The 18432-nt window shown below is 40.0% G+C and carries 15 protein-coding genes; 3 read left to right on the top strand and 12 right to left on the bottom strand.

Translation table 11 applies throughout. The features are described from left to right. The first annotated feature begins 569 nt into the window (after positions 1–569). Positions 570–851 carry a hypothetical protein gene (locus ACRRSQ_RS14995; protein WP_440876572.1) on the top strand — a complete coding sequence of 94 codons (282 nt, stop codon included), beginning with the start codon at positions 570–572 and terminating at the stop codon, positions 849–851. 134 nt (positions 852–985) lie between these two features. Here the strand turns inward: ACRRSQ_RS14995 and ACRRSQ_RS14990 are convergent, their stop codons facing one another. Beyond that, entirely contained in the window at positions 986–2461 is a 1476-nt protein-coding gene (locus ACRRSQ_RS14990) for a glutathione synthase (RefSeq protein ID WP_440876571.1), read from the bottom strand. Positions 2462–2532: 71 nt separating this feature from the next. Further along, complete coding sequence (locus tag ACRRSQ_RS14985; protein WP_440876570.1) at positions 2533–3444, bottom strand: permease; 912 nt, start codon at positions 3442–3444, stop codon at positions 2533–2535. Between the two features lie 174 nt (positions 3445–3618). Here ACRRSQ_RS14985 and ACRRSQ_RS14980 point away from each other — a divergent pair, with 174 nt between their 5' ends. Continuing rightward, on the top strand, positions 3619–3909 hold the full coding sequence (locus tag ACRRSQ_RS14980; RefSeq protein ID WP_440876569.1) for an ArsR/SmtB family transcription factor: 291 nt from the start codon (positions 3619–3621) through the stop codon (positions 3907–3909). A gap of 83 nt (positions 3910–3992) precedes the next feature. Here ACRRSQ_RS14980 and ACRRSQ_RS14975 read toward each other — a convergent pair whose 3' ends face one another. The 7 genes from ACRRSQ_RS14975 to ACRRSQ_RS14945 all read right to left on the bottom strand — a co-directional run bounded on the left by ACRRSQ_RS14975 (position 3993) and on the right by ACRRSQ_RS14945 (position 13459). Continuing rightward, positions 3993–4697, bottom strand: a complete 705-nt coding sequence (locus ACRRSQ_RS14975; protein WP_440876568.1) for a TorF family putative porin — start codon at positions 4695–4697, stop codon at positions 3993–3995. A gap of 92 nt (positions 4698–4789) precedes the next feature. Beyond that, positions 4790–6919 (bottom strand): methyl-accepting chemotaxis protein, encoded by a 2130-nt coding sequence (locus ACRRSQ_RS14970; protein WP_440876567.1) that lies wholly within the window; start codon positions 6917–6919, stop codon positions 4790–4792. Positions 6920–7048: 129 nt separating this feature from the next. Next, the gene (locus ACRRSQ_RS14965; RefSeq protein ID WP_440876566.1) at positions 7049–8386 is read right to left on the bottom strand and encodes a sensor histidine kinase; all 1338 of its coding nucleotides are present in this window, start codon (positions 8384–8386) and stop codon (positions 7049–7051) included. After that, positions 8376–9062, bottom strand: coding sequence for a response regulator transcription factor (locus ACRRSQ_RS14960; RefSeq protein WP_440876565.1), 687 nt, complete (start codon positions 9060–9062; stop codon positions 8376–8378). The genes ACRRSQ_RS14965 and ACRRSQ_RS14960 overlap by 11 nt, the downstream gene beginning before the upstream one ends. Before the next feature lie 40 nt (positions 9063–9102). After that, entirely contained in the window at positions 9103–10221 is a 1119-nt protein-coding gene (locus tag ACRRSQ_RS14955) for a type 1 glutamine amidotransferase domain-containing protein (RefSeq protein ID WP_440876564.1), read from the bottom strand. Between the two features lie 74 nt (positions 10222–10295). Then, a complete protein-coding gene (locus ACRRSQ_RS14950; protein ID WP_440876563.1) occupies positions 10296–12779 on the bottom strand; it encodes an ABC transporter permease in 2484 nt (827 codons plus the stop codon). Further along, positions 12773–13459 (bottom strand): ABC transporter ATP-binding protein, encoded by a 687-nt coding sequence (locus ACRRSQ_RS14945; protein ID WP_440876562.1) that lies wholly within the window; start codon positions 13457–13459, stop codon positions 12773–12775. The genes ACRRSQ_RS14950 and ACRRSQ_RS14945 overlap by 7 nt, the downstream gene beginning before the upstream one ends. Positions 13460–13644: 185 nt before the next feature. Between ACRRSQ_RS14945 and ACRRSQ_RS14940 the strand changes: the two genes are divergently transcribed. Further along, entirely contained in the window at positions 13645–14442 is a 798-nt protein-coding gene (locus tag ACRRSQ_RS14940; RefSeq protein ID WP_440876561.1) for a hypothetical protein, read from the top strand. 79 nt (positions 14443–14521) lie between these two features. Here ACRRSQ_RS14940 and ACRRSQ_RS14935 read toward each other — a convergent pair whose 3' ends face one another. The 3 genes from ACRRSQ_RS14935 to ACRRSQ_RS14925 are packed head-to-tail and all read right to left on the bottom strand — an operon-like array spanning position 14522 to position 18179. Next, complete coding sequence (locus ACRRSQ_RS14935; RefSeq protein WP_440876560.1) at positions 14522–16027, bottom strand: hypothetical protein; 1506 nt, start codon at positions 16025–16027, stop codon at positions 14522–14524. Next, the gene (locus ACRRSQ_RS14930; RefSeq protein ID WP_440876559.1) at positions 16017–17948 is read right to left on the bottom strand and encodes a putative bifunctional diguanylate cyclase/phosphodiesterase; all 1932 of its coding nucleotides are present in this window, start codon (positions 17946–17948) and stop codon (positions 16017–16019) included. Before ACRRSQ_RS14930 ends, ACRRSQ_RS14935 begins: the two co-directional genes overlap by 11 nt. 9 nt (positions 17949–17957) lie before the next feature. Beyond that, positions 17958–18179, bottom strand: coding sequence for a YgaP family membrane protein (locus tag ACRRSQ_RS14925; protein WP_440876558.1), 222 nt, complete (start codon positions 18177–18179; stop codon positions 17958–17960). Positions 18180–18432 lie beyond the last annotated feature (253 nt).

Genomic DNA, 18432 nt, shown 5'->3' with positions numbered 1-18432 from the left:
GTCCAAAAGATTTTTAAAAACCTATTGGTCGTAAACGATATGTCACGATCCGTTTAATGTCCAACTGAAAATATTGATGTTGGGTTTATGGATGAAGTACGCTTTGGCCGTCAAAATTAGACTATAAGTGTATAGACTGAGAAAGGAACTCGCCTCGAGTAGTAAAGTAACAGCAGCTTGAATATGGTAATTTTTTGGTAGCGGCTTGTACGAACACAAACTAAACACAAGAATTAATTACTCCGCTAGTGGATAACGAATTAATGACTCAGTCCCTTTCTCAACTATCGAAGCGAATCCATCTGATAGAAATGCTGCCGTCATTGTTGATGGCACAAGCAGGCATACTCAGGGTGCCGCCCAGTCCTTTTCAAATGTGACGCTGATAAAACCTCCTTTTATTCACACGAATTAAATCCTATTTAACAAGTATTAAATGCCTGGAATGTATTCATCGAAAGTAAAATACGAATAAAGCTCAGCCGCAAAATGAGATTAGCGATGATATTCCGCCACTTAAGGGCATAGATATTCGCTCCGGTCTTAAAACCACCCAGAACAATCATACCTTGAACAAAAAGCTATTATTACGTTTTTATCAAGGCCAACAACAAGTTAACCAAGACTTTGTTAGTGCTCAAAATAGAGATGATGAAATTAACACATTATTGACAGAGCTTGCCGCACTATTAGAAGATTATGATACTGAAGCAACTGACTTTATTAGTGAGCTATTGCCGAAAATTGCCAATAGCCCATACCACGAGCCGATAAAAGCGATAGAGGCCTTGGTTGATGCTTATAACTTTGATGATGCGCTAGCGAAACTGAATGAGATAAAAAATACTTAGAGGCTGTTGAGAGAATAAGGATTTATGAAACAGCAGCTGATATTCATCAGGTGCTGTTTGTCTTATTCTCTTCTTAGCTTCCATTTACTACTGAGCTTATATTCCCTACTCAGCATTTATTCACTACTCAACATTTATTCATTACTCACCAGTGCCAGCGAGTCTAAAATGCCTTTACCGCTATGAATGCCACCTTCGTTTTCACTGGCCGGTTTACTGCGAATAAGATAGCCGGCATACCCCGCTAATTCGGTTATCGGCTCGCCATCAAAATAGGCGCTAAATAAGCCTATTTCACTGACCAGGTCGTCAATAACTTCTTGTTTACCATCACGTACTGCAACGATTGCTACTTCTCGCTCGTGTGGATACAAGCGCTGCATTAACGCCCACGCATCGTATTCTGTAGGCTTAAGAGAAGTTAACTTATCGCTAATATCGTCACCAAAAACACAGTGACCACCACCTTCGCCTTGATTTTTTAACACCCACTCGTCTTTGTTAGCGTGATGGTGATACCAATGTATTGTTTCAGGGGTAACAGCTTTCATCTGCGCCAAAACACTTTTAACCAATAACGCCTGATCAAGATTAAGTCCCCAGCGGGCATATTCTTTAGCTGGCATCATGGTTAACAACATTTGCATGGTTTTACTGGTGGCTAATTGCTGGCTAAAAGTGGCATTCACAGCAACATGATGTTGTTCGATAAACAGTCTAGTTTGGCTTAAGGTATGACAGCATGTCGACTCAATGCGCTGGTACGAGTAATAATCCTTATACTGATAACCGGCTCGTAAATAAACGACATCAATTGCGCCAACACCGGCTAACAATAAACGTTGATTTTCACCGGTTGAAAGCTCTCTGCTAAGCTGTTCAAAAGTACGCCGCACCGTTTTCACCCCAAGTTTGTGCAGGGCTAGTTCAAGTAAGTGTTGGTCATAAACATTGTCCTCATTTTCTTGCACCACCATTAAAAATGTCGGCGATTTCGCTGTTTCTTTGCTGGAAAATGTTTTGTGTATATTGCGCGCCGCTTGTGCAATAGCTACAGCTAATTGTTCAAGCCCTTGGTTTTTCTCCGCTATCGCCGCATTATTTTCTGACCATTGGTGATAGGTATCAGGCCATTGGTTATGCATAAAGGCATGAAACTCACTCGCGCGCTGACCAAAAGGTGCCATACCTGCGGCAATGCCATTAAATTCAATCACTTTTGGCCCTTGCTGGCGATCATCCATAAAATCGGTGCGCATCAGTAGCAAAGGTTTTCGCGCCGCCATATTACGATGACTTGGTGTTCCATGCCCTTGCTGATGCAAAGCAAATAACCTTGCCATAAATGGATCAGCTTTAGCTACCTTAGCCAAAGAGGTTTGCAAAAAGTCATGATCTTCTGAAACCTCACTGATGAGCTTAGTGATCAAAGGCGTGACTTTTCGTAAGTGTTGGAAAGTGCGCTTTGCCATCGTCATCGGCGCAATACTAAAGGGGCAATGCCTAGCGCCATTGTCTGCTCGACGAAAGGCAACGCCATGCATCAGCGCCCATTCAATTGCCTCATTAATGATTGGCTGGGCAACCAAATCGTTAGCTAAAGTTTTCATGCTAGCTCCAAGTGCGTTATCGATTTAATTTATAAACTTATGTTTAAAAAATAATGATTAATAAATAATGGTTAAAACAAGTAGGAATAAAGATAACCAGCGCCAATGGCCATGGATAAAATCACGGCTAAAAAGGCGAGGATCATTTGCTTCTTAAATATTGACTTCAATAAAATGACTTCCGTTAAACTCGCGCCAGCACTGCCAATGATTAAGGCCATTACCGCGCCAAGCCCCATGCCTTTAGCGGCAAGCGCAGCGCTTAAAGGAATGACAGCTTCTGCGCGAATGTATAAAGGAATGCCAATTACCGCAGCAATAGGTACGGCAAACGGGTTGTTTTCACTGGCGACACGCGCAACAAATTCCGTCGGCATAAAGCCATAAATTAATGAGCCTAAAGCGATACCGCCGATTAAATACGGCAGTACTTTTTTAAAATCAGACCATGTGCTTTGCCAAATTTTTTGCCATTTACTCACCGGATTTTTGGTATTACAACTTGCTGAGCAGCCTGCACTTTCTGGTGTTATATAGGCTTGCGCTTTTATGTATTTTTCAAAGCCTAGCTTTTCTAAACTAATACCCGCGATAATTGATACGCCCAAGGCGACGGTAAAATAAAATAAGGTGACTTGTAAGCCAAATGTCACCGCAAATAAGCCGATGATAATTGGGTTTAATAACGGGCTAGCAAAAAGAAAAACCATCATGGTGCCAAAGCCTGCTTTTGCGCGCAGCAAGCCTTTTAAAAAAGGAATAGTTGAACACGAGCAAAAAGGCGTTATTGCTCCTAAAAAGCCGGCAATAATATAGCCCTTGCCTTTTTTACTGCTTAATATGCTTTGAATTTTACTTGGCGGAATATATTCCTGAAGCACACCAACAAGGTAGCTTATCAATAAAAATAGCAGGGTTAGCTCTACGGCTAAAAAAGCAAACATCTGCAACGTATCAGCAATCATTTGGTGGGTAATATTCATCTCAAACAACATTTCTATATTTCTATATTTCTATATTTCTATATTTCTATATTTCTATATTTCTATATTTCTATATTTCTATATTTCTAGTTTTCTCGAATTATAGAGATAAACATTTTCATGTCAATATATTTCTAGTAATATCGAATTATAAAAGATGAGTTGAGAGAGAAAATGGAACTAGAAACAATTGCCAAAGCCCTAAAAGAATTAGGACATCCAACACGATTAGCGATATTCAAACGCTTAGTAAAATCGGGCCAACAAGGCATCGCCGTTGGCACAGTGCAAGAAGAATTAAAAGTGCCTGGCTCAACGTTATCACATCATATTTCAAGCTTAGCTTCGGCGGGGTTAATTAAACAACGCCGTGAAGGACGCACGCTTTTTTGCGTGGTTGAATACGAAAAGTTGCTGTCGGTGATCGCTTTTTTGCAAGAAGAATGCTGCGCGGATGAGCAATAAGAAGTTAGTGTTCAACTTGATTTGTTATGACCTTACAAGCTTTTAATGCAAAGTCACAACAAACTTATCAAGCGACTAAAAAACTATAGATTTAAGGTATAAGACACTGACAATACTACCCTGGCATCGGCGCTTTCAATATCCATGTTCGTGTCTTCAACGGCTAAGTCAAAATCTAACCCGTTCCAGCTTGTCATATACGCAATACGGTAGTGATTATAGGCATCGCTATTATCCCAAGACCACTTATCTTCGTCTGCTGATACAGAGCGATCAAAACTCACTCTAATCGTATGCCCTGGCGCTATTTCAACATTGTGAGCGACCATTGCAATGTAATGCTTTACGTCTAGACCAAAATAATCCCAGGTATACCAAAAGTTTAATTCGCTATCTCCCATTGAAGAATTATATGAAAGTTTTGCATATGCCTCAGGGTAGTTATACTCGTCTGATAATGAATCGCCTCGATAGGTGTAATAAGCAATGCCGGTATCTAAACCAATCTGTTTATTAAGTTGAAAATACTGACCGATATAAGCATCCCACTCAATATTAGTGTCATCACCAGCGCCAAAATCAACATTTGATGCCCACGTGCCTACATAAAAGCCATTATCGTTTGCATAGTCTAGACTCCCTTGCAAAGCAGGGTCATTGCCGGTTTGACTTACACCATTAAAGGTATAATCGGAGGCAAGGTTGATAGTTGCTGAAATATTTGCAATCGCATTCATTGAAAAAAACACTAAACAATTGATAACCGCAATAAAAATGTATTTGTTCATTATGCTATCCCTTAATATGTACACTTGGTTCAAAACAGACAATTTATTTGTTGCTATTAGCTTAAGCTCGCTTAACGTTATTCCGTTGTTTTTTAGTTGGTTTTAAGCTTGCTCAATGCGTTTTCCAAGGAGATGACATCTTTATTAATGATCATCGCGCTTTGTTTAGAAGCTTCAGATAAACTGAGCACTTCTTTAGTGGCATCGCCAACAACTACCATATTTCTATTGAGCTCTTCTGACACTTGGCTTTGTTCTTCTGCAGCCGCCGCAATTTGAATGATATGTTGGGTAACCTCGCCAATTTGGCTCACAGTTTCTTTCATTTTTAGAAAAGCAGCATTTGACTTATCGGCCGCAGTTTGAGCTTTTTCAGTGCCTTGCTCAATAAGACTAACGGTTGTAGACACCTCCTCTTGCAATGAAGAGATAACTTGTGAGATTTCATCAACAGAGTCAGATGTTTTTGAAGCTAACGCCCTAACCTCATCTGCAACCACACTAAAACCTCGACCATGATCACCCGCCCTTGCCGCCTCGATGGCGGCATTTAGAGCCAGTAAATTTGTTTGGTCGGCTATGGAGCTTATAACATCTAAGATTTTTCGAATATCTTCACTTCTTACGGATACCGCTTTTACTGCGTCAGTCGCGGTAGACATTTCATTGGATAAAGTAGTGATTTCATTGGTTGCTAGTGAAACATCAGATTCAGTGCCTCTAATAGAATGACTTGCAGCATCAGCATTAGTGGCGGCATCAGACGCAGTATTTGCGACTTCAGACGCTGTTGCTGACATCTCGGTAATGGCAGTAACAATGCTATTAACTTCGGTTTCTTGCAGCGATATTTGACCATGTGTTTGCTCAGCATTACGCTTGCTTTCTTCACTTTGCTCTAGCACGGCTTGTCCTGACATTTTCGCCTGCTCTAACAAATCTCTTACTTTTTCTCTAAATTGGTTAAAAGCATTACTTAAGCTAATAAGTTCCGCGTGCGAATGCACTTGCAATTCTTGTGTTAAATCTCCGCCTTGCCCCGCCAGCTCAGCCATTTTGTCTGCCACTGCCTTAACAGGCTTAACAATACTTTTCGTAAAGATGTTAACTAACACTAATGCAACAACAGTAGAGATTATGGCAAGTATTAAGAAACTGGTGATGATATGGCTAATGATTTCAGCAATGCCTGCAGATATTTCACTTACAGGTAACATGGCCGCTTTCAGGTCGATACCGACAATTAGATTCCACGCTTCACCTGAGGCATTAATTTTAATTGGGCGTACAAAATAGAGTAAATTATCAATAATAATCGATTTGTTTTGCCCTGAAATATCCAGTAATTCATTGCTTCTTTTAAGGACTTCTTTAATTGGTCGGGCTAAGCTTTTTTCATATTCGGTAGCTGCTGCCAAAAAGCCATCATTACTCACAATTAAAACACTTGCTTTGCCACCATAAAGAGAGGCTTTTAGCTGTTTGGCTTTCTCTTGTAAAATAGGTAAATTAAGATCAACCCCAACAACACCTCTAAACGTACCGTCAGCAACAACTGGCACAACTAAACTGGTCATTAACTCCGTATACCCAGGTCTTATTTCGTACTTATAAGGGTTATTAATACAAGCTTTTAAGGTTTCTTTAGAACATAAATACCACTGTGCAGCGCGGTTACCAAACTCATCTAATGTTTCGTCATATTTGTCGGTAGCGTTTTCAATAGGTTGTTGAGAAATATTATTATTTTGCTCTCGCACAAAATATACTTCTAAACTTCCTGCACCAACAACAGAATGACTAAACCCTTCCGTGAATTCCGAGTCTCTGCCATCAAATTTATTCGCATCAAATTGAGAATACATGGAAGAAACACTGCTATAAGAAAGTGTATTGCTAACCATAGCCTCAACCTGACCTCGACTATAAGGTTCAGGTAGTTTGCCTTCAATACTGGCTGAAATTTGATTCGCTAATTGGTAAGGGTAAACAAAACTCTCATTAAAAATATTTGAAATATCAAAAGCAATGGCGCTGGATTTTGCAGCAACGGTTTGTTCTATTTGAGTGCGAACCTCATTACTCACCTCAGAAACAATCTCTTTTTCAGCACTATTTAACGATATCGCACTAATTAAAATGAAACTGAGTGACATGAGGATCAATAAGCCACCAACAACCAATAATAACTTAATAGATAAACTTTGTTTTTGTAAAAGCATAACCAACCTTAATCTTATATAAGCATATAAAAATTAAAAATATAATTAAGCTTAGTAATACAAAATGATTCTCGCCAAATAAATTTACTATCAAGTGAAATCTATTTTTTATATTTCAACTAAAACCAATTAATTAAAACCAATAGAAATTCGGGTTCCTTGCTCGCTTACCACGGTAAGTTGCCATTGCTGGTTTTCACATAAACGTTTAACAATCGACAACCCAAAACCATAGCCGGTGCTTTGACTGCCTTTAATGGCAGGTTCGGTCACTTGCTGTGAAATGTCTTTTTCAATGCCCGGGCCGGTATCTTCTATGGTTAAGGTATTGTCATTAAAGCTGACGATAACCTTGCCCTGCTCGGTATATTGAAAAGCATTACTTAATAAATTATCTAACAGTACTTTTAACATGCCCTGCTGCGCCATTACTGATACTGCGCAATTATCATCAACTTGCACGTCGACTGATTTACCTTCAAGCAAATAACTTTGTTCAATGATTGATTGCTCAATTAACGGCAATAATGGCACTAACGTTTGCTTCGCCTGTGCATGCTCTTCACGCGCTAAAAGTAATAAGGTGGTAACGGTTTGCTCCATTTGCACTGCTGCTTCGCCAATGCGGCTGACAATTTCAGTATTTTCCCTGTTGGCACTTTCCTTATTAAGAGCTGCCTTGTTAGCACTATCAGCCGTTTGAGCGTTATTTTTTTGCTGAAAAAGCTCGACCGAATTTTTGATCACTGCCACCGGAGTGCGCAGTTCATGGCTAACATCGCGAGTAAAGCAACGTTCACGCTCTAGCGCTTTACTAATTTGCTGCATTGAATGTTCAAGGGTTTGCGCCAAAATGCCAATTTCATTGTTTGGAAATTTATCAGCAAAAGTATTAGGTATATTTTCAGGCGCTACGCCATCAACTAAATCAGCCAAGTCTTTTAACGGTTTCGCGGTTTTTCGCCCCAGTAGCCAAGCGATAATAAAGGCAATTACGGTTAACATCAGCGCACTGATAATCAGTAATTTGAATATGCCTTCGCGAACTGGGCGCACCAATAGTTTTTGGCTAACCTCTGCCAGCAAATAGGCATTATTAACATTGTTAATATTGCTAATAGTGGACAAGGTAAGTAAATGATAATGCCGGCCTGCTTCTCCGTAAAACTCTTTACGCTGCGGCTCGGCAATAAATGTTTCGCGCATATCTTTTGGCAAGCTTTCTGTCGAAAAGTGCAGAGAAAAATAAGCACTTCGAACAGCGGGCCACTGCTGATTTTGCTGATAATGATTAACTAAATACTGCGCTTCTTGGTCAATGTCACGTTCGATAAAACTATCTTCTAAGTTATACAACAAGATAAAAGCTAAAAAGCCAAAAATGGCTGACAAAAACAGCGTAAAAATACAAAACTGAGCAACAATGCGCCGGCTTAAACTGTGAAACTTTTTCGGTTTATTGCTCATCTTTTATATCCAATACAAAACCTACGCCATGCACGGTTTTAATTAACGGGTATGAAAAAGGTTTATCTAAAACACTGCGCAACTGATAAATATGGGAGCGCATGGCGTCAGACTCCGTTGGTTCATCGCCCCAAATTTTTTGCAGCAGTTGAGAGCGACTAACCACCTGCGGATAGGCTTCGGCTAATATCGTTAAAATTTTCAGCCCCATGCTATGTAAGTTAAGCGGCTGGCCTGCTCGGCTCACTTTTTTTTGCGTGCGGTCAATCACCAGAGGCCCTAAAGTTAGGGTATTGCTGGTTTGCAATAAATGTCGGCGGGACAACGCTAAACAGCGCACTTCAAGTTCTTGTAACTGAAACGGCTTGGTTAAGTAGTCGTCTGCGCCAACGCCAAAACCGGTCACTTTATCTTCAATGCTATCACGGGCGGTTAACATTAAAATCGGAATATGCCGCTCGGCTTTTTCTCTTAGCTGGCGACAAATTTCTAAGCCGTCCATGACCGGTAGATTTAAATCAAGCAAGATCAGATCGTAATGATGAGTTAGGGCCAAATTTAAGCCTTGCTCGCCATTGGTCGCAAAATCAAAAGTATGCCCTTTTGCTTCCATATAATCGGCAATGTTTTTGGCGATACTTAACTGATCTTCTACCAGCAGTACATTCAGTGACATGGTTTGCTCCGTCGACACAGGTTTTAATAAAACAGCTATTTTAAAGCGACAACTCTTTTAACCACGTTTGTGCCGGTTGATAATCAGGCTTAGCGGCAATGAGTTTTGTGACCGTTGCTTTGGCTTGGGCAATTTGCCCTAACTTATGCTGAGTTTTAGCAATGGTAAGATCAAGCGTGGCATTATTCAACGCCTCTTGTGCGACCAACATCAGCGCAAGCGAATTTTGATGTTGCAGTGTTGATTCTGCCGCTTTTAGGTAATAAAAACCATACATGCCAACTAGCGGAATGTGGTAGTCATTGGGCTTATTGTTAAATCTTGCTATCGCAGATGTATCACCCGATAAAAACTGCGCAATTTCGGCCAAGGTTTTATCTTCAATATCTTGTGCTAATTCCACTGGAATAAGCCCTAATTGTTTCACTAATTCAGTGGCAACACCAACAGTTGAACTTGGGTTTTGCCCAGTCACTAAGCGCTCGTCGACAGCGACATGGCTAAGCATAATATCGCTAGATTGATATTTTCCGCCGCGTTCAATCAGCTTATCTTCAAGCATAAATTCAAACTGTTTCAGCCACTTTTTGCCAAATAAACGCTCTTCTTGATTGGTAAAACCATTCACTGCTTTATTGGCGATTAAATAACTACCATCGGCAAGTTTTACATCAATTAATGCGGCAGGCCCATGGCACACAGCAGCAACACTGCCTTGCTGTTGATAAATATCGGCAATCACTTGTTGCAGCGCTTTATCTTTGGGTAAATCAAACATTGCGCCTTTACCGCCAACAATAAAAATACCGTCATAATTTTTAGCATCAAGCTCACCCGTTTTTAGGGTATTATCCAGTTTAGCCATAATCGCTTTATCAGCCAGTACCGGCACATTATAAGGTTTGCTTGGGTCATATTTATCCGCTTCAACCATGCCGCCTTTTGGACTGGCAAGATCAACGGCAATGCCATTAGCTTTAAAAACTTGGTACGCTTTTGAAAACTCATCAAACTCATAACCTGGCGTTAAGTCTCCCTGTTGTTGACCATAACTGCTCAGCACCATCACTACTTTTTTGGCAGAGGTTTGTGCTTTTACTTGCCATGACGTAATTAACAAAAGCGCTAATACCATCAGTACATTTAGTATATGTTTCATCAAATTAATCCTTCGTTTCGGTAATTAGTGAAGCCATGATGACAAAGTCGATGTGAAACGAATGTGAAATATTTTTAATTACTGGCTAATAAATGTCTGACCGAGCTGTTTAAGCTTTTTCTACTGGCATAAACACCAATTAGCGTAACAAAAGATAAAATGCTGATAAGGGTTATCGCCAGCCAGATAAAATCAGGCTGATAATTGAGTGAAAACTGCGATTGATAAATAAGCAGCCCGGCGATATAGGTGCCAGCAATGGCGCCTATCGCGGTAATAACTGCTGTGACTAACCACTCAATCAGGTTCAATTTTAAGCAAGTGCTGCGCGCAAAACCAAAACTTAAAATAACACTGTTTTTTTGTTTTTCCCTAGGTGATAACGCTTTAATTGACGCCAAAATAACAACTAAGGCGAGTGCAATGATCATAGCAGCAAAACCGGCGATAACTTTTGTGATCATAGCTAGCATGCGATCAAAGCGCTCTGTCATTTCTTTTAACGAAACCATGCGCAATGACGGAAATTTTTGCCATAACCCCGCCAGTAAAGGCCATTGCTGCTCAGCTAATTCCATGCTTGCCATGGAATAATGAGCCGATTGAATATGTAATAAAGCGCTTGTTGGCATTTGTACCCAAAAAGTAATGGAGCCTGCGCCGGGTTTAAATTCATGGCTAGCGGTAATCTCAAAATCATAAGATTTTTGATTGATGAAAAAAGTGAGTTTATCTCCAAGTGCTAGGCCCAAATCTGACAGCACTTCTTGTTCAACCGATATTCGCTGCCAATGCTTGCCATCACCTTGCCACCATTTACCGCTGATAATTCGATTATTTTCCGGTAGTTTATCATTCCAATGCAGGCGAATGCTTTTACTAAAGGTGGCTAAACTCTCGCTTGGGCTTTGGCTAAATTCATTCAGCGACTGCTCATTAACCGCGACAAGTTTTGCATGCATATAAGGTTTGCTCTGGCGAATAGCAATATTTTGCTCAGCTGCCCACTGCTCAATAAACTGCATTTGAGCGCTGCTTGCTTGTGAAATAAAAACATTGCCGTCGTGTTGCCTTTGGTAAGCCGACATGCTCGCGCCAAGATCTTTTAGCAGCATTAAGGTAAACAGCAATAAAAAAGCACATAAACCAACCCCCAGAATTTGGGTGCTTTTACTGACTAAGCGTTGCTTCATCATAAATAACGCAAAAGGCACTAAACCTGAAAAGCGCTGCGTGGCCTTTTCTCCAACCGTTAGTGCCGACCAACTCATCACGATCATCAAGGCAATGCTTAATGCAATCGCAGCCAACATCATAAACGTTAATAAGCCGTTGTCTGAATATGCGTAAGCAATAATGATTAAAACTAATAAACCTGACAGCTTAGTTAAACCTTGTTTGAACACGCTTTGTTGCCCTAATAGCTGCTGCGCAACTGAGCTATTATGTAGCGATAACCACACCGGCGCATGAAACACCGCAAACACAGTAATGACCGCGCCCGCTGATTTAAGCATGGTGGCCAGTTGCCAATTTCGGTTTACATTGGCAAAGGTATCGCTTAAAAATTCAATGACCAGATAATGTAGCCCAAGCGCTGCCAGCAAAACCACAGGCAGTAACAGTAAAGTGCTGATCAGCCATTTAAAAATGGATATTTGTAGGCCACTGGTTTGTGACGCCCCTAAGCTCATGCATACTGCAGAAAAGTATTGATCTTTTTTAATGTGCACTTGCGCAAGTTGTTCAATGGCTATTGCCGCCATAAAAAATAAAATAATCGAGGCTAAACCAATAAAATTTTCCGTTCTTTGCCAAAACAGCGCCAAAGGATGTCGACCTTGTTTATGGTGCATTTGCGCTGCTGGTAGCGCTTTTTGTTGCCAAGTTAACAGTTTATCGATTTGTGCTGGCTCTGCCGCTAATAAATACCGGTACTGAATAAGATCTTGTGAAAAGTTAAGTGCTTGCATATCGGCGCTATTGATCATCGCGCGCATCGCAACGCTGTGACCTTCCATCAAACGATCGGGCTCGTGCTGGATAATTTTTTCAACGACAAAAGTTTTACCTGCGATAACTAATTGCTCACCAATAGCGACTGACAAGCTTGCGAATAACCTCGCATCTAACCAGATATTCCCAACCCTTGGCCCTGTTAACGTACTTTCGCCTTCACCTTGCAAACTTGTTGAAGTAATAAGCTGCCCTTGTAAAGGATAATGCTGATCAACTGCTTTTAGCTGAACTTGTTGCCACAGTCCTTTGTGGGTCAAGGTTGTGGAGATCTGCTGAGTGGTCACCTGTTTTGAGGTAAAAGTTGAAATCGTTTTCAGCTGCTGCGCCATTAACGGATGTTTTTGACTAAGCACCACATCAGCGCCAAGCAAACCGTTTAAGTTTTGCTGTAAAAAGTGCTGAATGCTATAGCTGGTAAGGCTTAAAGTGACGATAAACAGTAACAATACCGCTTGTACCCAACGCAGTAATTTTTGATGGCTTTGGTGATATTCCTGACAATAAAAATGCCAAGCCAGTTTAAAATGATGAATTAACATAACAGCTCCTTTGCCTGAACTGATTTTTTCAAACTTAACGTACCGCCGGCTAAAGAATAAATATGCTCTGCGCGACTGGCCAGTGCGTCACTGTGGGTGACCATCACCAGCGCAGCATTTTGTTGCTGACAACAACTGATCAACAGCTTAGCGACCTCTGCCGCACTTTTAGGATCAAGATTACCGGTTGGCTCATCTGCAAAAATAAACTTAGGCTTAAATACCAACGCGCGGGCAATGGCAACACGTTGCTGCTCGCCGCCACTTAACTCGCTCGGTTTATGATCAAGGCGGTGGCTTAAGCCTACGTGTTCAAGCCACTGCTTAGCCTTTGCTAGTGCCTTGTTATCACCGCGTAGTTTCAGCGGCAGGGCAACATTATTGAGCGCGGTTAATTCAGGTAACAAATGAAATTGCTGGAAAATAAAACCAACCTCAGCTCTTAGCTCTGCTATTGGAAATTCTCGGCCATGGTTAACCGCCACGCATTGCCCTGTGGTCGGTTTTTCAAGCCCTGAGGCTAACATCAGCAAGCTTGATTTACCTGCACCTGACGGGCCAGTAATGGCATAAGATTGCCCTTGGCAAATAGACAAATTTAGCTGTTCAAATAAGGTCACTGCGTTGCCATTCATTTCAAATGACTGGCTAATGTTTTTCAGGTCGATTCGATGTTCCATAAGCTGGGCTCTCTAATAACTAGGTTAGACAAAGCTTAAAAGCCCGCTTGTGAAATAGTTGTGAAATGCCTTTAAAAAGTGCTTTTAATAAATTTTTTAACTCAGATTAAATTATTAAGAATAATTCACAAACATTTCACATCGTCCCGCTTACCCTTGTTGTAAAGCAATTAACCGGAAAAATTATGGCTTACCTTTATCTGCTATCACTGGCTTTTTTACCTTGGTCCAGTATTGCCAAAACCGAGACGCAAGTCAGCGTTATACAAACAGCTAGTGATACCAAGCAGCGAGCTGAACACCTTGTTGAACAGTATCTTGATGGGCAGCACCTTGATGATCAACAGAGCTTACTGCGAGTAAAAATTAATGATGCGATCACAAAATTTGAGCAAACGCCACGCAAAAAATGGGCTTATCAAGTTTCTCGTTATGAGAATGAAGAAGGAGATATTACTAGCAGCATTGAAGCTTATCAGCCGAATTTAAGCAAAGAAAAACCGTGGACGCTGTTACAGCTTAATGGTGAGTTACCAACAGTAAAACAAAGACAAAAATTTCAGCAACAAAAACGCCACGCCAAGGAAAATAAGGACTCTGGGCAAAGTTATTCGGTTGCGCTTAGAGAAATGATTAATGTGCCAAGTCTTCACTTGCTAGCAGAAAACGAAAAATATATCACTATGGGTTTTAAGGTATCGCTAAAAAAATTAGGTGATGATGCAATAGGTAAGCTTGATGGCGAGTTGCTTTATCATAAAAAACATCAGTTTATTGAACAAATTACCATTAACAACAATGCTGAGTTTTCACCATTATTTACCGCAAATATTACCGAGCTCACGCTAAGCTTTTACTTCACCCATATTGATGGCAGCATATTGCCTTTACAGCAAGATATGATCATGAAAGGCAGCTTTGCTTATTTCACCAAAATAGATGAACGCTCAACCGACAGCTATTCGCACTTCCAAAAAAGGTAAATGTTTGTTGCTCACTTCCCCTATTGCGTAAACATCAACGTCTCAATATTTGGCCAATTATCGCGATAGTCTATAAAAGTTAGTGAGCAAAATTCTCGCGATAAGCTTGCTGAAAAGAAGGCAGATGAATATCTGTCATTAACGCTCTTTGCGCTTTATAAAACGCGCCTGATTGATAGAGTTGAGCCAAGGCGGCATCGACTTTTTCAATTAGCACGCCATTGTCTTTATTTGCTTTGCATAATAAATGCCCGGTTAAATAGGCTGCGGTTTCCGTTAATTCGTAATGATATAAAGGCATATTATTATTAAGCTGCGACCAATAACCATTAAACACTATTGGTGATTCAATCAACAGATCAAAGCGCCCTTTAGCAAGTTGTTTTATCGCTGAAATTTCATCATTGGGCGTGTAAAAAACCTGATCTTTATCTAATGCTTTAATCACATCATCTACCTGAGCCCCATAACTTCGACCAGCGTGCACCCCTAACGTTAGCTCGGTGTGTTCAGCTAATAACTTGGCTAAATTTAACCGAGTCTGTTCAGCTAAAGCGGTAGGTGAATAAAGCCTTACGCCTTGATACAACATTAAGGGTTGGCTAAACAAAAACGCTTGCTCTCTTGCTGGCGTTTTTACCGCATTAAGAATACAAGCAGCAGGCTCTTTTGCTTGATTTAACGCCGTTTCAACACCTCTGTTATGTCGATAAACAAACTGATATTCAGGTAACAGTTCTTTAAGCAGCATAGCTACTTGGTATAAAGAAGAATGTGACTTAATCAAAGCATTATTTTTAATGCCTAGCAAATCGCGTTCATCGGTAAACAACACCACCTTTTGCTGATTACTGATAGGCTGCTCAAAACCACTGTCACTAAAAACGTCGCCATATATCGCGGCCAACTCCCCCGATGCCATCAACTTTTCGATCTCTACATCAAACTGAGCAGCCAGTTTTTTTCCGCGAATATTGCTTTGAAATGCGGCATATACTTTTCTGGCGGGCAAGAGTTCGAAGGATTTAATATAATCGGGGGTACCTTTAGGTCGGTTGTAAGCATAGTCAATAAAAGCATCTACTCGATTATTAAGCAGTAATTTAAAGCCAACACTGGGGTGGTCAACATCATACTGGGAGGTTTTAATTGGCAAGTATTGATCAAAGTCATAACCTCTCACCCAAGACACTGAATATCGTTCAATATCACTAATGTGGTTGAAGTTTATTTTACGGCTGTCATAAAATGCCACGACTGGGTCTTCAAGATCAATAGGCCATTTAGGCAGTACCTTGCTTTGAATTTCATTGGGGTAGACACCAAGAATAACATCTACCTTACCTTGCTTGTAACCTTGTTTAACCCGATTAAACGGCTCAATCTGATAAATCAACTTTTGCTCAGGGTAAATTTTTCTCATTAAATCAAAATAAATCCCCGAACCGTCTTGATGAGTATACCCCTCCCAGTCATCAGCACCGACCACAATGTCACTTATTGCATAAAAGGGCCACAGAAGTAAAAAAATACATTGCCCTTTTATCAACTTCATCAATGTATGGCGTTGAAAACTAGCGAACATAACGCGGCTCCATTTGCTGTTTATAGATCCCTTTTACTACATCTTGGGCAGATATTGGTCGACTGTACAAATACCCTTGCACTATATTACAGCCTAAGCTTTTCAACTTTGTTTCTTGCTCAATGGTTTCAACTCCCTCGGCAACAATTAACTTGCCTAATTTTTGACACAATACAAACATGCTCACCATTACCGCTTCATCTCGTTGATCGGTGACCAAGTCAACAATAAAAGATCTATCAATTTTAATGTAATCTACATCAAGTTGTTTAATGTAAGCCAAAGAGCTCATGCCAGTGCCAAAGTCATCAATGGCAAGCTTCACACCTAGCGCTCTTAATTTACCAAACACTTCAATTGTTTTGTCAATATTAACCATGCTAGCGTTTTCAGTAAGCTCCAATTCAAGCATATGTGGCGGTACTTGATAATGAATTAACATCTCACTTAAATAACTGACAAGCTTAGGGTCCATCAAATTATAGGGTGAAATATTCACTGCAATAGGCATTTCAATGCCACTATCTAACCAACACCGACACTGACAAATAGCTTGTTGCAATACATAACGAGTAAACTCATGAACAAACATACTTTGCTCAATAAGATCGATGAACACTTGTGGCATCAGCAAACCTTCTTTGGGGTGCTGCCATCGCACCAGCGCTTCTACACCAATCATATTTTTATCAGGCAATAGCACTTTAGGTTGATAATGTAGAATAAATTGTCGCTGCATTAAGGCTTTGTTTAATTGTCCTCGTAAATTTACTCGGAACTCGGAGCGACTGAAAAGCTCTTGTTGGAAGACTTGAAAACCCAGTCGATGTTTTTTTGCCTGATACATAGCAATATCGGCATTTTTTAACAAGGTATCGAGTCGTAAACCACTGGTAGGATAAAATGAGAAGCCTACACTAACACTGGTTTCAAAAACGTAACCATTTATATCAATAGGCTGACGACATAAATGAACAATTTCTTCCGCTAATGCGACTGCTTGCTGCTCATTTATTCCATCACACCAAACAACAAATTCATCTCCACCAAAGCGGATCACTTTAACTGGCCATTGCTGCACTTTATTTAAACGATCAGCAATTGTTTTTAGCAGTTCATCACCAGTTAAATGCCCCATGGTGTCGTTAATATCTTTAAATTTATCAAGATCAATTACATATAAGGCTAATAAGGTATGGTGTTCTTTATGTTTGTTAACTTGTTCGGCTGAAAAATAATGCTGAGCATATTGATACAAATACGCTCGATTGCCCAAGCCAGTTAATACGTCATGGGTTGCTAAATAATGCAGTCGAGCATTGCCTTGTTCAAACCTTTTAGTTACTAATGCAGACAAAATCAATGCCGCCCAAACAAGTAACCAAAAGGTTAAAAATGCGGTGATCGATAGCCGATTTTTTGCCAAGGCTAATGCTTTATCTAACGCATGGGTTTTTCGCACTAATAATATAGAGTACTTGCCTACAGGGCTTGTGTGATAACTCCAAAAGAGCCTAGTGTCGTCTTTTGTTATTGTTCCCTGTGCCGTTTTTTTGCTATTGACAGCAGCGACCAAATCAACTTGTTTATTATAAGAATCATCTACTTTTAGCTTAATATGTTGGTTATTAAACCAAATTTCAGCGCCAACAATATCTAGGTCTAAATGCCTGACTAAATCAGCATTAATATTTTCACTAAGGTTTACGTTTTTTGTGTCAACAGAAGAGATTTCATCTTGTATATGTTGACTAAGCGCTTGCAATAAATGCTCATTATGATCAAGTTCAAGTGACTCACCTAAATCTTGCGAAAGATTGAAAGCAACATAGATAAAAATTGTCGAAACCACCATGGCAAGGGCAACGGACGTAAACAACAAGCGATTTCTTAAACCTGATGATAAATCAGTAATAGTCATAGGCTGAAATTATTTTTTGCGGCAAGTGCTTATATTGGCAACTTGGTATACAGGACACCACCCCAAAAAAAATGAAATTAAATTCAACACCGCAAAAATAAGAATAGCAGCTTGCAATAAAACATCACCAATTTGCTCTCCAAAAAATATAACATAGCTTAGCAAAGCAATCGCAATTATCCCTCTTAATGCTCGATCTAAAGCACACAGATTATGTTTAATGTTAAGCATATGAATACCTACTGAAATATTGTTAATCTTGGTTAACAAAGTATAGGTGAAAAATTCACAAAGCATTCAAACAACGGAGACAATGATAAAAATTATATCATTTATTATTACCAAGAAGGTTTACCAACCATTAACTATGACATACCACACAAAGGTAAACAATTTACTTATAAGAGGTTTTTCAGTATTTTTGAGGCACAAAAAAGGGTAATAGCATCAAACCATTACCCTTATATTATGTTTTGTTTTGTTT

Source organism: Thalassotalea sp. PLHSN55 (assembly GCF_052030545.1).
GTDB lineage: Bacteria > Pseudomonadota > Gammaproteobacteria > Enterobacterales > Alteromonadaceae > CANMXU01.
The sequence above is the reverse complement of the archived record's forward strand: the minus strand, read 5'-3'. Positions and strand labels throughout refer to the sequence as shown.

What these genes read in the sequence shown, in the direction of transcription:
- ACRRSQ_RS14975 (WP_440876568.1), bottom strand. Translation starts at nt 4,697, where the DNA reads ATGAACAAATACATTTTTATTGCGGTTATCAATTGTTTAGTGTTTTTT.
- ACRRSQ_RS14965 (WP_440876566.1), bottom strand. Translation starts at nt 8,386, where the DNA reads ATGAGCAATAAACCGAAAAAGTTTCACAGTTTAAGCCGGCGCATTGTT.
- ACRRSQ_RS14955 (WP_440876564.1), bottom strand. Translation starts at nt 10,221, where the DNA reads ATGAAACATATACTAAATGTACTGATGGTATTAGCGCTTTTGTTAATT.
- ACRRSQ_RS14950 (WP_440876563.1), bottom strand. Translation starts at nt 12,779, where the DNA reads ATGTTAATTCATCATTTTAAACTGGCTTGGCATTTTTATTGTCAGGAA.
- ACRRSQ_RS14970 (WP_440876567.1), bottom strand. Translation starts at nt 6,919, where the DNA reads ATGCTTTTACAAAAACAAAGTTTATCTATTAAGTTATTATTGGTTGTT.
- ACRRSQ_RS14990 (WP_440876571.1), bottom strand. Translation starts at nt 2,461, where the DNA reads ATGAAAACTTTAGCTAACGATTTGGTTGCCCAGCCAATCATTAATGAG.
- ACRRSQ_RS14925 (WP_440876558.1), bottom strand. Translation starts at nt 18,179, where the DNA reads ATGCTTAACATTAAACATAATCTGTGTGCTTTAGATCGAGCATTAAGA.
- ACRRSQ_RS14960 (WP_440876565.1), bottom strand. Translation starts at nt 9,062, where the DNA reads ATGTCACTGAATGTACTGCTGGTAGAAGATCAGTTAAGTATCGCCAAA.
- ACRRSQ_RS14930 (WP_440876559.1), bottom strand. Translation starts at nt 17,948, where the DNA reads ATGACTATTACTGATTTATCATCAGGTTTAAGAAATCGCTTGTTGTTT.
- ACRRSQ_RS14985 (WP_440876570.1), bottom strand. Translation starts at nt 3,444, where the DNA reads ATGAATATTACCCACCAAATGATTGCTGATACGTTGCAGATGTTTGCT.
- ACRRSQ_RS14945 (WP_440876562.1), bottom strand. Translation starts at nt 13,459, where the DNA reads ATGGAACATCGAATCGACCTGAAAAACATTAGCCAGTCATTTGAAATG.
- ACRRSQ_RS14940 (WP_440876561.1), top strand. Translation starts at nt 13,645, where the DNA reads ATGGCTTACCTTTATCTGCTATCACTGGCTTTTTTACCTTGGTCCAGT.
- ACRRSQ_RS14935 (WP_440876560.1), bottom strand. Translation starts at nt 16,027, where the DNA reads ATGTTCGCTAGTTTTCAACGCCATACATTGATGAAGTTGATAAAAGGG.
- ACRRSQ_RS14980 (WP_440876569.1), top strand. Translation starts at nt 3,619, where the DNA reads ATGGAACTAGAAACAATTGCCAAAGCCCTAAAAGAATTAGGACATCCA.